Source organism: Providencia hangzhouensis (genome assembly GCF_029193595.2).
In the GTDB taxonomy this organism is placed as follows: Bacteria; Pseudomonadota; Gammaproteobacteria; order Enterobacterales; family Enterobacteriaceae; genus Providencia; species Providencia hangzhouensis.
This window is the reverse complement of record NZ_CP135052.1, coordinates 264245-278307: the sequence shown is the minus strand read 5'-3', so window position 1 is coordinate 278307 and position 14063 is coordinate 264245. Positions and strand designations below refer to the sequence as shown.

11 protein-coding genes are annotated in these 14063 nt (G+C 42.1%); 6 read left to right on the top strand and 5 right to left on the bottom strand.

Annotated elements, in window-relative coordinates; genetic code table 11:
* Positions 1–60 precede the first annotated feature (60 nt).
* Entirely contained in the window at positions 61–1275 is a 1215-nt protein-coding gene (gene gltS / locus PZ638_RS01240; RefSeq protein WP_004262677.1) for a sodium/glutamate symporter, read from the bottom strand.
* 235 nt (positions 1276–1510) lie between these two features.
* On the opposite strand from gltS, the gene PZ638_RS01235 reads away from it, so the two are divergent.
* The gene (locus tag PZ638_RS01235; RefSeq protein WP_036958597.1) at positions 1511–2899 is read left to right on the top strand and encodes a uracil-xanthine permease family protein; all 1389 of its coding nucleotides are present in this window, start codon (positions 1511–1513) and stop codon (positions 2897–2899) included.
* Positions 2900–3025: 126 nt separating this feature from the next.
* The gene (locus tag PZ638_RS01230; protein WP_275612174.1) at positions 3026–4783 is read left to right on the top strand and encodes an AsmA family protein; all 1758 of its coding nucleotides are present in this window, start codon (positions 3026–3028) and stop codon (positions 4781–4783) included.
* Between the two features lie 76 nt (positions 4784–4859).
* On the opposite strand, the gene fabY is transcribed toward PZ638_RS01230, so the two are convergent.
* From fabY to yihX, 3 genes are all read right to left on the bottom strand, one after another.
* Complete coding sequence (fabY, locus tag PZ638_RS01225) at positions 4860–5774, bottom strand: fatty acid biosynthesis protein FabY (RefSeq protein ID WP_164454856.1); 915 nt, start codon at positions 5772–5774, stop codon at positions 4860–4862.
* 23 nt (positions 5775–5797) lie between these two features.
* Positions 5798–6235 (bottom strand): D-aminoacyl-tRNA deacylase, encoded by a 438-nt coding sequence (gene dtd / locus PZ638_RS01220; protein ID WP_004262693.1) that lies wholly within the window; start codon positions 6233–6235, stop codon positions 5798–5800.
* 61 nt (positions 6236–6296) lie between these two features.
* Complete coding sequence (gene yihX, locus PZ638_RS01215) at positions 6297–6911, bottom strand: glucose-1-phosphatase (RefSeq protein WP_272674363.1); 615 nt, start codon at positions 6909–6911, stop codon at positions 6297–6299.
* 351 nt (positions 6912–7262) lie between these two features.
* On the opposite strand from yihX, the gene PZ638_RS01210 reads away from it, so the two are divergent.
* Entirely contained in the window at positions 7263–7865 is a 603-nt protein-coding gene (locus PZ638_RS01210) for a hypothetical protein (protein WP_094960807.1), read from the top strand.
* An 81-nt stretch (positions 7866–7946) separates the two neighbouring features.
* Here the strand turns inward: PZ638_RS01210 and typA are convergent, their stop codons facing one another.
* A complete protein-coding gene (typA, locus tag PZ638_RS01205) occupies positions 7947–9770 on the bottom strand; it encodes a ribosome-dependent GTPase TypA (RefSeq protein ID WP_004262702.1) in 1824 nt (607 codons plus the stop codon).
* 456 nt (positions 9771–10226) lie between these two features.
* Here typA and PZ638_RS01200 point away from each other — a divergent pair, with 456 nt between their 5' ends.
* The 3 genes from PZ638_RS01200 (at position 10227) to glnL (ending at position 14062) form a co-directional block, all read left to right on the top strand.
* Complete coding sequence (locus PZ638_RS01200; RefSeq protein ID WP_242439573.1) at positions 10227–11078, top strand: PadR family transcriptional regulator; 852 nt, start codon at positions 10227–10229, stop codon at positions 11076–11078.
* A 368-nt stretch (positions 11079–11446) separates the two neighbouring features.
* Positions 11447–12856: a glutamate--ammonia ligase gene (gene glnA / locus PZ638_RS01195; RefSeq protein ID WP_004262716.1), complete on the top strand. Its 1410-nt coding sequence runs from the start codon at positions 11447–11449 to the stop codon at positions 12854–12856.
* Positions 12857–13012: 156 nt separating this feature from the next.
* The gene (gene glnL, locus PZ638_RS01190) at positions 13013–14062 is read left to right on the top strand and encodes a nitrogen regulation protein NR(II) (RefSeq protein WP_004262719.1); all 1050 of its coding nucleotides are present in this window, start codon (positions 13013–13015) and stop codon (positions 14060–14062) included.
* Position 14063: the final 1 nt, after the last annotated feature.

Genomic DNA, 14063 nt, shown 5'->3' with positions numbered 1-14063 from the left:
AATTGCCGTGAATATTTTCACGGCAATACCTGCTTAACTTGATTTATTATTAAATAAAAACTATCCCGCAATAGTTGGGAATAGTGGCAACATTAAATACAATTTAATGACTATCGCATTAACAATATCAATGAAGAATGCCCCAACCATTGGGACCACAAGGAACGCAAGGTGAGATGGACCCAACCTATCCGTTACCGCTTGCATATTCGCAATCGCTGTTGGCGTAGCCCCAAGACCGAAACCACAATGCCCCGCAGCTAAAATAGCGGCATCATAGTTTTTCCCCATCACACGGAAGGTAACAAAAATTGCATACCCTGCCATTACACAAGCTTGTACAGCAAGAATAATGATCATTGGAATGGCCAGTGATGCTAATTCCCAGAGCTTCAAGCTCATTAAAGCCATCGCTAAGAATAATGATAGGCTCACGTTACCCATAACAGAAACGGCGCGGTCAAACACTCGGTAAAAACCAAGCAGTGATAGGCTATTGCTTAAAATAACACCAACAAACAGTACACATACAAATTTAGGCAGTGCGAAAGGAGTATCGGCTAATTCACCTGCAATATAACTTCCTATCAGCAAACAGATAGCAATCAATGCAATAGTTTCAATTAAAACCATTGACGTGATCATGCGCCCTGATTGAGGCTTCTCAAATGCAGTTGGCACATCTTTATCATCTTCTGCCGTTCCTGGCGTTGGAATATTACGTGTTAGAAAACGTGCAACAGGTCCGCCAATTAAACCACCAAGAACGAGCCCAAATGTAGCACACGCCATTGCAACTTCTGTTGCACTTTGGAAACCATAATTTTCAGTGAAAATTTTACCCCATGCCGCACCAGTACCATGGCCGCCAGATAAGGTAATTGAGCCAGCTAACAGCCCCATTAAAGGGTCTAGTCCCAATAATTCAGCAAGGGCAATCCCCACTGTGTTTTGGACTAGCAATAAGCCTACAACCACAAAAATAAATATAAACAATGCCTTACCACCAGCTTTCAAGCTAGCAAGGTTGGCATTAAGACCAATAGTGGCAAAGAATGCCAGCATCATAGGTTCTTGCAGTGATAAGTCAAAAGAAAGGCTCCAGTCAAATAATTGTTTAAGCAATAAAAGACTAAAAGCAACTAACAACCCACCCGCAACAGGTTCAGGGATGGTATATTTTTCAAGAAAAGGGACTGATTTTACCAGTTTACGCCCAAGCAATAATACTAAGGTAGCAGCTACCAGTGTACCGTAGACATCGAGATGATACATTCACGTACCTCGTCTGTTGTTAAAATTATCAAAAACTAGTTAGACGTTAATTTCTTCCTTAAAACGCCAAAAGCAGGTTGTAGGATTAGAAAAAAAAACTGTTATAAATACAAGTTAAAATATATATAAATGTGACGACACTATTTAACTAATGAATATATTTTTTAAAAGCAAACGATTGCTTTTTAATTTCGACACATTACAATGCGTTTTTTGTTGGCGAGAAATGAAGGCAATGAATACTGCGACGTCTGAAAAGCAAACTACTGAAGCGACCATACACACGCAAAGCGAACTTATTTACAAATTAGAAGACCGTCCACCGCTGCCGCAAGCTTTGTTTGCTGCCGGGCAACATCTTCTGGCGATGTTTGTCGCTGTTATTACCCCAGCGATGCTGATTTGCCAGGCTTTGGGGCTACCAGCTCACGATACTCAACGCATCATTAGTATGTCTTTATTTGCCTCCGGTATTGCTTCTTTAATTCAAATTCGTGCATGGGGCCCTATTGGCTCAGGCCTACTTTCGATTCAAGGAACCAGTTTTAACTTTGTTGCACCGTTAATCATGGGGGGTGTTGCACTCAAGCAAGGTGGGGCTGATATCCCATCCATGATGGCAGCTTTGTTTGGCACGTTACTCGTCGCCGCATTAACCGAAGTGATTCTTTCACGTTTTTTACATCTAGCCCGCCGTGTCATTACACCACTGGTTTCTGGTGTCGTTGTCATGATCATCGGCTTATCTTTAATTCAAGTCGGCTTAACCTCCATTGGTGGTGGTTATGGTGCGATTAGCGATAATACCTTCGGTTCACCAGATTACCTGATTTTGGCTGGGGTTGTTTTAGCGGTTATTATTTTACTTAATCGGCAGAAAAACCCTTACTTACGTGTCGCATCTTTAGTTATTGCCATGGCCGTTGGTTATATTGCAGCTTGGTGGATGGACATGTTACCAAATGCGCAACCAATGGAAGCCAATCAGCCAATTATTACTGTCCCTGAGCCTTTCTATTATGGCTTATCTTTCGACTGGAACCTGTTGATCCCATTAATTCTCATTTTTATGGTGACTTCCTTAGAAACAATAGGTGACATTACCGCCACTTCAGATGTGTCAGAACAACCCGTTCGTGGCCCTTTATATATGAAACGAATCAAAGGTGGCGTACTTGCCAATGGTTTGAACTCGATGGTCTCAGCGGTATTTAATACTTTCCCTAACTCTTGCTTTGGGCAGAACAACGGTGTTATCCAATTAACAGGGGTGGCAAGTCGCTATGTCGGTTACATTGTTGCTTTAATGTTAGTGTTATTAGGGCTATTCCCTGCGGTTGCAGGCTTTGTACAACAAATCCCTGAGCCCGTATTAGGCGGAGCAACCATTGTGATGTTTGGTACCATTGCCGCTTCAGGAGTGCGTATCGTGTCTCGTGAGCCACTCAATCGCCGCGCCATCATGATTATAGCCCTTTCTCTCGCCGTGGGTATGGGTGTGTCACAGCAACCCTTGATTTTGCAATTCGCGCCTGACTGGTTAAAAACATTATTTTCTTCAGGTATTGCTGCGGGTGGTTTAACTGCAATTGTTCTGAATTTAGTCTTCCCTCTCGAAAAATAACCTTTCATTCTAGCCGCCAGTGTTGAACACTCTGGCGGTTTTTCTGTATGCTATCCTTAAATTGTCGTTATATTAGACGGTTTCTTCCTGTGTCTATTCGTTCACAAACCAAAGGAGCAGTAAACTGTGAAATGGTTAATCAAATTTACTACCTATGCACTTTTGTTACTGCTGCTATTGTTTATTTTTACTTATATCGGGCTACAAACCCGTTGGGGCGCATCCTACTCCAGTCAATTTTTAAGTAAATTTACCGATTACGATATTGATGTGGGAATTATGGGGCATGAGTTTTCTAACCCCGGTGAGTTCATCTTCCAAGATGTTAAGTTAACGACTAAAAACAGTGACCTATCTTTAGATTCACGGCAAGTCGTGGTTGATGTTAATTGGCTAAACCTATTTAGTGGCACCGCAATAAAACGTTTGGTTATCACTCAAGGGACATTATCTACAACAGTCTCACCAAATACGGTGTTGTTCCCTATTTCCGCGACTATTTTGCAATTTGAAAATAGCCAGATTACGCTTAAAAAAGGCAATGATACGGTACAAGTCGCCGGCTTTACGGGAGGAATGACCCCTTGGAAACCCACCGAAAACACTCCTTTTGGTTACGGTGATTTTCGATTTACCTCTAACCAATTAAAATTCAATGACCTTGCATTCAAGAATGTTGCCATTACCGGTAAATTACAGCAGCAAGGAACAGAAATAAGCCAAGCCAGTGCCTACTTAAATAATGGCTATATTGCGGGCACTGGGAAGGTACTTAATGATGGCTCTATCATGGTTGACTCCCTCACCATGAATAAAGTTGGCTGGGAAAATAATGTTGATTTCGATTCACTATTTGATGCAATAACGAGTGATAAATCACTGCAAGTCAAAAAAGTAGAACTAACCAATGTTGATATTCAAGGTAAAGATTGGGCACTTTCTGGCTTAAGCACCGAAATTGACCAACTCAGCTTCGTTAGAGGCAGCTGGACTAGCCCTAAAAGCAGCATTAGCTTTAATGTCGACCAATTCGTCGTGAAATACCAGCAGCTGAGTACCTTAATTGGAGAGCTGAATATTAACGGTGATAACCTCTATATCAGCAAGTTATCAGGTTACTATAATAAAGGCATTTTTAACCTCAGTGGGTCTTGGCAACGCAATAATCAAGTACTCACTATCGATGAAGGTAAACTCGCGGGTATCTTATATACCTTACCTGAAAATTGGTTGTCCTTCTTCGCGCAACCAACGCCAGCGTGGTTGTCCGGTTTAAATATTAAGAAATTCACCCTTTCCCAATCACTTTTGATGAATATCCAGCCGCAATTTCCTTTCGAGTTGACGGCATTAAGCGGTAATATTGAAAATGTTGATTTAATCAAACAAAAACAATGGGGAATTTGGAGCGGTAAAGCGACATTCAATGCAGATAGCGGCACAATCAACCAAGTTCTAGTACGCCGTCCATTTGTCGAAGTACGTCAAAGTGGTAAATCCTCGGCAGCAGCGAGCTTAACGGTCAGTACTGATAAAGGTATCAGTAAAATTGGCTTGCTGGTAAAACAGGAGCCCAAAAAAGTCCCCTTTTTACTGAGGGCATCAGGTTCTAATATTGATCTCGTCGATTTAAACCAATGGGGTTGGGCAGGCTTCCCAGCTCAAGTTATCGGTGACTTTGATGCGACATTACAAGGGGACTTACTCGCCCCATCAGTGGCAAAAAGTTTGAATGGGGAATTGATGGCCATACCATTGCAAGGTAAACGCCTATTTCGTACCGTTGTTAACGGGGTTGTCACTTCTTCAGTAGAATCCGAAGCCGATTTACAGCCTACCGAGCCTTCTTTGGTAGAGCCGCTCCCCGCTCTTAGCAATCCATAAAAACTATCAATCCATAGAAATACAAAAGGCAGGTCAATCATACCTGCCTTTATCTTTTAATTTTCAATAAACAACGTTACTTTGCTGGCTCTACAGGTAACACCATATAGACACCACTGAATACAGCGCCCACTTTACCATCAGGGTTACTGACTTCGACTTTCAGTTTCACTCGCGCTTTGCTACCCCGAGCTAAACGGTCAAGGTCACCGCTCATATTAGCTAAGTCCGCAGTTGCTGTAGGCCTGCCGCTTACAGGTTTACCATAACGAATACTGGCATCGACCAACACAATATCACCACCAAGCTGGTGTTCTTGCATTAATAGCCAAATCAGTCCCCATCCTGTCAGGGTGGCTAATGAAAATTGGCTCCCTGCAAAAATCGTTTCATGGGGGTTTTGATTGCCCGCCTCCGGCATAGTTGTAATAAAACGAGTCCCCGTGTATTGGTCGATTCGGACACCCATTTTTTCGCTTAATGGAATACACTTATACCAAGCTTGTTGTAGCTCACCACACCAGTCTGGACGATGTAGAATTTGGTCTAATGTCTCAATGGGTTTGATCATCAAGTAATGGCGCACTGGTGTTTTTAACTGCCCAGCGACTTGCCCACGGTTCTCAAAGCCCATTTTATCGAAAAAGGGTACTGCTTCTTCACGAACACTGGATACGATGCGTTTGACGCCTTCTTGGCGTGCAACGGACTCTAGGGCCATGATAATCAATTTACCGAGCCCTTTACCTTGCATGGCAGGGTTAACGGCTAAAAAACGGATTGCTCCCTCGTTGTCAGCATTGATATATAAGCGACCAATGGCAAGAATACGGTTTTTATCATCCACGACCATTTGATGGTGTGCGGTTAAATCATAACCATCTTTTTCTGAACCTAGGGGTTGATTAAACGGTTTTCGCAACATTTCCCAGCGAAAATGGTAGTAAGTTGCAAATTCAATATCATCTTTCGGTGTACGTAAATGGTACATCGCTTCCCCCTTTAAAAATGAACTCACACTTGTAGCCAGAAGGTAACAGGGCCATCATTGGTTAAATTCACTTGCATGTCAGCGGCAAACTCACCGGTTTGTGTTTCAACCCCTTGTTGGCGGCTCTGTTCAACGAAGTATTGGTACAAAGCATCCGCTCTTTCAGGCTCTGCTCCCCCTGAAAAGCTAGGCCGCATACCTTTTTTAGTGTCAGCTGCTAAAGTAAATTGAGAAACGACCAAAAGGCTGCCTCCCGCCTGTTGAACATTGAGATTCATTTTCCCTTGTTCATCACTAAAAATACGGTAGCCCAGTACTTTTTCACACAAACGTTTGGCTTTCTGCTCATCATCATCTTTTTCAACGCCAAGTAAAACCAACAACCCAGCATTTATTTGCCCTACTATTTTCTGATCAACAGCCACACTCGCATGAGTGACTCTTTGGATTAATGCAATCATGATGACTCTTTACAAAAAGATGGAGCAACGTTAGCCGTTGCCCCACTATAAAATCAGGATGTTATTCAACTTCTGCACTAAAATCGTAAGTGCGGAAATATTCAGGAATGGTGTCTTTATCCACAACATGAATACTACGAATACCAAGGGCTTCTGCGGCTTTTACATTTTCTTCGACATCATCAAAGAAAATAGCATCTGCAGCATCAAACTCTTCTGATTGCAGTACATATTTGTAGATTTCAGGATCAGGCTTACGCATGCCTAAATCTTGGGACAGATATAGGAAATCGGAGGAGGCTGCAATTTCTGGGTAGTGTGCTGGCCAGTAGTCTAGATGTAGACGGTTGGTATTCGATAAAACCACCACTCGGTGCCCTTGCTCACGCAGGTGTTCCATAATATCAATGACTTCAGGTCTTAACGAAATAAAAATAGCGTGCCAGCCTTCAGCAAAGTCTTCAAAGCTTAGAGTGATGTCCATTTCTTCACAAAGCAGCTCAGCAAACTCGATGTCTGAAATTTTTCCACACTCATGTAATTGAAAGATATTACCAAAAGTAAACCGTGATTTGATCTCTTCACTTGGTGTACCACTGAGTTCAGACCATTTATCAAATACACGATTAAAGTCGATATCAATAATCACATTACCCATATCGAAGATATACAGCATAAATTTTCCTCATTGTTATTCACTAAATTTACTTTAATCATTATTCACGCAACTGAACAGCCCTAATTAGTGATAATTCACGTTATTTTGTCAATTTATCGATTAAGCAATCCACACTTAGCGCAATTAATGAACAACAAACCAGACGATTTATTCCATTAATGAGAAAACGCTTTTTATCCCAAAGGTGCTATTTCACACAGCACTATCGATTTTTGATACTAAATGTTAAGTCCCTCCATACGCTTTTTGCATAATAGTTTTTACGTAGCAAACCATGCCACAAGCAATGTGAGCTGATATCTATCCGATATCAGTAATAAATAAATCTTAAAATATAAAAGTCATACTATGAAAATAGATAAAACAATCTCTTGGCCGATTGCTATTCTGTGGGGAAGCTTATTTTTAATTCCATTATTTAATACTATCCCTCTGGATTTTAATATCGACCTTACAACAAAAATTATTGAACATTTTCAATCTATTATTCTAATTATCAGTGCCATTTTCACTTGGTTTTATATGAAACCATTACAGCAAAAAAATCAGGGAATGAAATTATTTTGGGTGTGGGCAACTATCTGGTGGGTAACATTATTTGGCAGAGGAATAAATTGGGGGCGTGAATTTTTTCCTAATCTGGATCACTCTTACTTCAGGCTAATTTCTATCATCTTGATTGGCAGTTTAGTTTTGATGCTATTTGCTTCTTCATTAAGAAAAAGTATTATTTTTCACCTAAAAAACACAACTATTCCACTTTGGAGCCTACTGCTGACCCTGTGCGCTTTTGTGATTTCAGATAGTGTTGAACACCATAGATTTCTTAGTTCAGTTTTTCTATATCATTCTGAACTACAAAGCCTTATCGAAGAATTATACGAAATCCCTTTAATTATCGGACTGTTTATTTCGTCGCTGTATTTTATGAAAAAAGACAAGTCATTATAAACCTTATAAATAAGTAAGGCGCCTTTCGGCGCCTTACTGCATAACTACAATGACGTAATGAACAACATCACGTAACGATAATTAGTCTTCTTTAGAACGGTTTGCACGACGGCGATCGTTCTCAGTCAAGTGGCGTTTACGCAGACGGATAGACTGCGGAGTCACTTCAACTAACTCGTCATCATCAATGAACTCAAGTGCTTGTTCCAGAGTCATTTTAATTGGTGGTGACAGTGTTGTTGCTTCATCAGTACCTGACGCACGCATGTTAGTCAGTTTTTTACCCGTTAAGCAGTTAACGGTTAAGTCGTTAGAACGTGAGTGAATACCGATGATTTGACCTTCATACACTTCAGCACCGTGACCTAAGAACAGCTTACCGCGGTCTTGCAGGCTGTATAGCGCATAAGCAACTGCTTTACCTTGACCATTGGAGATCAGAACACCGTTTTGGCGGCCGCCGATTTCGCCTGGGCGAACATCATCGTAATGACTGAATGTTGAATACAGTAAACCAGTACCTGATGTCATTGTCATGAATTCAGTACGGAAGCCAATCAGACCACGGCTTGGAATGACGTAATCAAGACGTACGCGGCCTTTACCGTCTGGCATCATGTCGCGCAGGTCACCTTTACGTTCACCTAAAGCTTTCATGATGTCGCCTTGGTGCTGTTCTTCAACGTCTAAAGTCACTTGTTCGAATGGCTCTTGTTTACGGCCATCGATTTCACGAATGATAACTTTTGGACGAGATACAGCTAATTCGAAACCTTCACGACGCATGTTTTCAATCAGAACAGATAAGTGAAGCTCACCACGACCAGAAACGCGGAATGCGTCTGGATCTTGAGTTTCTTCAACACGCAGTGCAACGTTGTGAACCAATTCTTTATTCAAGCGGTCAAGGATCTGACGTGAAGTCACGAATTTACCTTCTTTACCGCAGAATGGTGAAGTATTAACACAATAGAACATGCTAACTGTTGGCTCATCAACTGCTAACGCAGGCAATGCTTCAACGCTACCGACTTGGCAAATGGTGTCAGAAATGTTCAGTTCACCTAAACCTGTCAGAGCGACGATATCACCCGCTTCCGCTTGTTGTGAATCAATACGCTCTAAACCTAAGTGAGTCAGAACTTTACCAATTTTACCGTTACGAGTTTTACCTTCGCTATCGATAACCGTTACTTGTTGGTTAGGCTTAACAACACCACGTTTGATACGGCCGATACCGATAACACCTAAATAGCTGTTGTAATCCAATTGCGAAACTTGCATTTGGAATGGACCGTCGATATCCACTGCTGGTGGTGCAACATGTTCCACAATCGCTTCATACAGTGGAGTCATGTCTTCAGCCATGTTTTCGTGGTCAAGGCCTGCGATACCGTTTAATGCAGATGCATAAACAATAGGGAAATCGAGTTGCTCATCCGTTGCACCTAAGTTCACGAATAAGTCGAATACTTGATCAACAACCCAATCAGGGCGTGCGCCTGGGCGGTCAACTTTATTGATAACAACAATAGGACGTAAACCGTGGTCGAACGCTTTTTGCGTTACGAAACGAGTTTGTGGCATTGGGCCATCCATCGCATCAACAACCAGCAGTACGCAGTCAACCATAGACATAACGCGCTCAACCTCACCACCGAAATCGGCGTGACCTGGGGTGTCTACGATATTGATATGATAACCATTCCATTGGATAGCGGTATTTTTAGCAAGGATGGTAATACCACGCTCTTTCTCCAAGTCATTGGAGTCCATAACACGCTCATCAACAGTTTCACGTTCACCGAACGTGCCTGATTGCTGCAATAATTTACCAACCAGTGTGGTCTTGCCATGGTCAACGTGAGCGATGATGGCGATGTTTCTTAAATTTTGAATTGACAAGGATTTTTACCGTTTAATTGACAGGAAAGGAATATGCTTACTGAGCCGTTATTCACACCCAAAGCATACTTTCTACGTTAATTTGCTGTTATTTTACACGTTTTTCCGCACAAGTGGAATAAATGTGAAACCCATCACTGTATAAAAAGTTTTTAGCGAAAAAACATTCAGTTGCGTAACAGTGCCAGATTCCCTCACAAAATAATGAGCATCATCTCTGCGAAACCACGAAGTGACAGAATAATACGCTAAAAACTTAATATTCGCAGCCCAAAAAAAGAACAAAAAATAGACTTTCTTTCTTAACTGCCAGTTTAAATATCTTTTTGCATTATTTAGATATATCTAAATTGACTAATTAGATATATCTAAATTGACTAATTAGATATATCTAAATATAGTAAAACCATAAAATAAATTCGATATATCTAAAGTTACAAACTAAGGAGTAACTATATGCTAATTAAATCTTGTCGTCATGTATATTATGCACGCCATGATGAAAATCAACATGGCCACCGCGGTGGATGTTGCCACGATGAAGGCCGTCATGGTCATGGGAGCGGTGAATGCTGCCACGACGAAGACCGTCATGGTCGTGGGCACGGTGAACGCTGCCACGGCGAAGGCCGCCATGGTCATGGGTACGGTGAACGCTGCCACGGTGAAGGCCGTCATGGTCATGGGCACGGTGAACGCTGCCACGGCGAAGGCCGTCATGGTCATGGGCACGGTGAACGCTGCCACGGCGAAGGTCGTCATGGTCGAGGCCATGGTGATGACAGCCAAAGAGGCCGTGGAAGAGGTAAAGGCCTTCGTCGTTTATTCGACCATGGCGATCTTCATATTATGGTACTCTCGTTAGTCGCTAAAAAACCAAGCTATGGCTACGAAATTATCAAAGATATTCAAGAAGCCTCAAATGGCTTATATGTTCCTAGCCCGGGGGTTATTTACCCAACGCTAACACTGCTTGAAGAACAAGGCTTCTTGGAGTCTCAGATTGTTGAACGCAATCGCAAAAGTTTTACGATTACACCTGAAGGCTCTGCCCATCTAGCTCAAAATAAAGAAATTGAAGCGGTTATTGCTCGCAAACTGGCAAAAGCACGTGATATGCAACAAGGCAGTAATTTAGCAGAAGACATTGAGGTGGCAGTCAGTCGCTTTAAAGCTTTATTACGTCACAAAATGGTTTTAAAACAACTCAATGAAGAGCAAACACGTCAAATCGCCTCTATCATTAATGATGCAGTAAAACAAATTGAAGAAGTGAATACGTTATTAACAAATAGCGATGAAGATTAATGTAACTGTTTGAGATTAAACAACCTCATTTCTTTTATATCCCATCAGCATTGCGCTTTAACAGAGCACAATGCTGATTTTTTATTTGAAATCCCATCTCCAACTGTCACTCGCACCAATTTAGTGCAATGACGAAATAATTAGCACTAAATCGGTGCATTTAGTACAGAAATTGCTTAATTATAAATCTATTCCACACGTAACAATCAGTATTTACTATAATTAAAAAGTTGGCACGCTTTTCGCTTATCTATTTATAGAGCGCGTGCTACCTATTTATATATGACTAACACGCCAGACAAACAACAAACATATTATCAATATGATAGCCTGTGATTTGTTGATTAGACCCGACCAGGAGAGCCGAGATGTCCGCTGAACATGTTTTATCGTTAATTAAAGAGCACAATGTTAGATTTATTGATCTGCGTTTTACCGACACTAAAGGTAAAGAGCAACACATCACTATCCCTGCTCATCAAGTTGACGAAGACTTCTTTGAAGAAGGCCAGATGTTTGATGGTTCATCTATTGGTGGCTGGAAAGGCATCAATGAGTCAGACATGGTATTAATGCCAGACCCATCAACTGCAATGTTAGACCCGTTCTTTGCCGATATCACGTTGATCATTCGCTGCGATATTTTAGAGCCGGGCACGATGCAAGGTTATGACAGAGACCCACGTTCAATTTCAAAACGTGCGGAAGATTTTCTGCGCTCAAGTGGCATTGCCGATATCGTTCTCTTTGGGCCAGAACCTGAATTTTTCGTTTTTGATGACATTCGTTTTGGCAACAACATGCATGGTAGTTACTACCATATCGATGATATCGAAGCGGCATGGAATACTGGAACCAAATACGAAGGTGGTAATAAAGGCCATCGCCCTGCAGTAAAAGGGGGTTATTTCCCAGTTCCACCAGTTGATTCATCACAAGACCTACGTTCAGCCATGTGTACCACAATGGAAGAGATGGGCTTAGTTGTTGAAGCTCACCACCATGAGGTGGCGACAGCTGGCCAAAACGAGGTTGCGACCCGCTTTAATACTATGACTAAAAAAGCGGATGAAACTCAAATTTATAAATATGTTGTTCACAATGTTGCACATGCCTACGGTAAAACAGCCACCTTTATGCCTAAACCTTTAGTGGGCGATAACGGCTCTGGTATGCACTGCCATATGTCTTTATCTAAAGGCGGCGTTAACCTGTTTGCAGGTGACAAATATGGCGGTTTATCCGAAATGGCGCTGTACTACATCGGCGGTATTATTAAACATGCACGTGCACTGAACGCATTTACTAACCCAACCACTAACTCATACAAACGCTTAGTTCCGGGCTTTGAAGCACCTGTAATGTTGGCATATTCTGCACGTAACCGCTCTGCTTCGATTCGTATTCCAGTCGTTGCGAGCACTAAAGCACGCCGTATTGAAGTTCGCTTCCCAGACCCAGCAGCTAACCCATATTTAGCGTTTGCGGCTCAGTTAATGGCAGGCCTTGATGGCATCATTAACAAGATCCACCCTGGTGATGCGATGGACAAAAATTTATATGATTTACCACCAGAAGAAGCCAAAGAAATTCCAACAGTTTCTGGCTCTTTAGACGAAGCATTAGCGGAATTAGATAAAGACCGTGAATTCTTAACCCGTGGTGGCGTATTCACTAATGATGCTATCGATGCGTATATCGAATTAACCCGTGCCGACATTCAACGTGTTCGTATGGCACCACACCCTCTCGAATTTGAAATGTACTACAGTGTGTAACACGCCGTTCCACTGTTAGTCTTTGTTGCCGTGAAGCACTTGCCCCATCTTTTGATGGGGCCTTTTATCTCTAACGTATTTACGCAACAAAAATCAAATATCGGTTGTTTGGTCTATCAGGTATAATGCACCAAAATAGTGCAGGAGCAACATTACATGAAAACCGAACATTTGCCAGCACCGGAACATATTCTCGACTCACTCATTAATAGCGTGCTAATTTTGGATTACGACTTGGTTATCCATTACGCCAACCATGCTGCACTCCAGATCTTAACCCAAAGCCAGCGCAAGCTATACGGTACGCCACTGCCACTATTATTCAGTTATTGTTCGCTCAATGATGAACTCATGCTCAATAGCTTAAAAGATGGCCATAGTTTTACCGAGAACGAAGTCACCTTAGTATTTAACAACCATTCCCACGTGATGTCGTTCAGTGCACAGCCTTTTTCAGAGCAATTTATTTTAGTTGAGCTTTCACAATTAGATAGCCAACGGCGTTTGAGCCAAGAACTCGCACAGAATGCCCAGCAATTGGCTGCCCGCGAACTGATCCGTGGACTTGCTCACGAAATCAAAAACCCTCTCGGAGGTTTGCGAGGCGCTGCGCAATTGCTATCTAAAGCGTTGCCTGACCCACAATTAAATGAATATACTCAAGTGATTATCGAACAGGCCGACCGCTTGCGAGCATTGGTTGATCGGCTGCTTGGTCCACAATATCCAGGGCCAAAAACACAGCAAAGTATTCATCATATTATGGAAAATGTAACGCGGTTGGTGTCATTAGAAAAGCCCGATAATGTGACACTAATTCGTGACTATGACCCAAGCCTGCCCGAATTAGAGTATTACCCAGACCAAATCGAGCAAGTGCTGCTAAATATCACCCGAAACGCCTTACAAGCCCTCGCCGAAACGGGAGGCTATATCACTTTGCGTACACGAACGGCTTTTCAAGTCACACTACAAGGTGAACGTTATCGATTAGCTGCACGTATTGATATTGAAGATAACGGTCCTGGTATTCCATTGGCAATTCAGGATACATTGTTTTACCCCATGGTGAGCGGACGGCCTGATGGCACAGGGCTTGGCCTATCGATTGCTCGCAGTTTAGTTGACCAACACGCAGGAAAAATCGAATTTACCAGTTGGCCAGGCCACACTGAGTTTTCCATTTATCTACCAATTAAGAAATAGG

Excerpts from the sequence above, each read along its gene's own strand:
- gltS (WP_004262677.1), bottom strand. The coding sequence starts at position 1,275 with ATGTATCATCTCGATGTCTACGGTACACTGGTAGCTGCTACCTTAGTA.
- PZ638_RS01235 (WP_036958597.1), top strand. The coding sequence starts at position 1,511 with ATGAATACTGCGACGTCTGAAAAGCAAACTACTGAAGCGACCATACAC.
- fabY (WP_164454856.1), bottom strand. The coding sequence starts at position 5,774 with ATGTACCATTTACGTACACCGAAAGATGATATTGAATTTGCAACTTAC.
- dtd (WP_004262693.1), bottom strand. The coding sequence starts at position 6,235 with ATGATTGCATTAATCCAAAGAGTCACTCATGCGAGTGTGGCTGTTGAT.
- yihX (WP_272674363.1), bottom strand. The coding sequence starts at position 6,911 with ATGCTGTATATCTTCGATATGGGTAATGTGATTATTGATATCGACTTT.
- PZ638_RS01210 (WP_094960807.1), top strand. The coding sequence starts at position 7,263 with ATGAAAATAGATAAAACAATCTCTTGGCCGATTGCTATTCTGTGGGGA.
- PZ638_RS01200 (WP_242439573.1), top strand. The coding sequence starts at position 10,227 with ATGCTAATTAAATCTTGTCGTCATGTATATTATGCACGCCATGATGAA.
- glnA (WP_004262716.1), top strand. The coding sequence starts at position 11,447 with ATGTCCGCTGAACATGTTTTATCGTTAATTAAAGAGCACAATGTTAGA.
- glnL (WP_004262719.1), top strand. The coding sequence starts at position 13,013 with ATGAAAACCGAACATTTGCCAGCACCGGAACATATTCTCGACTCACTC.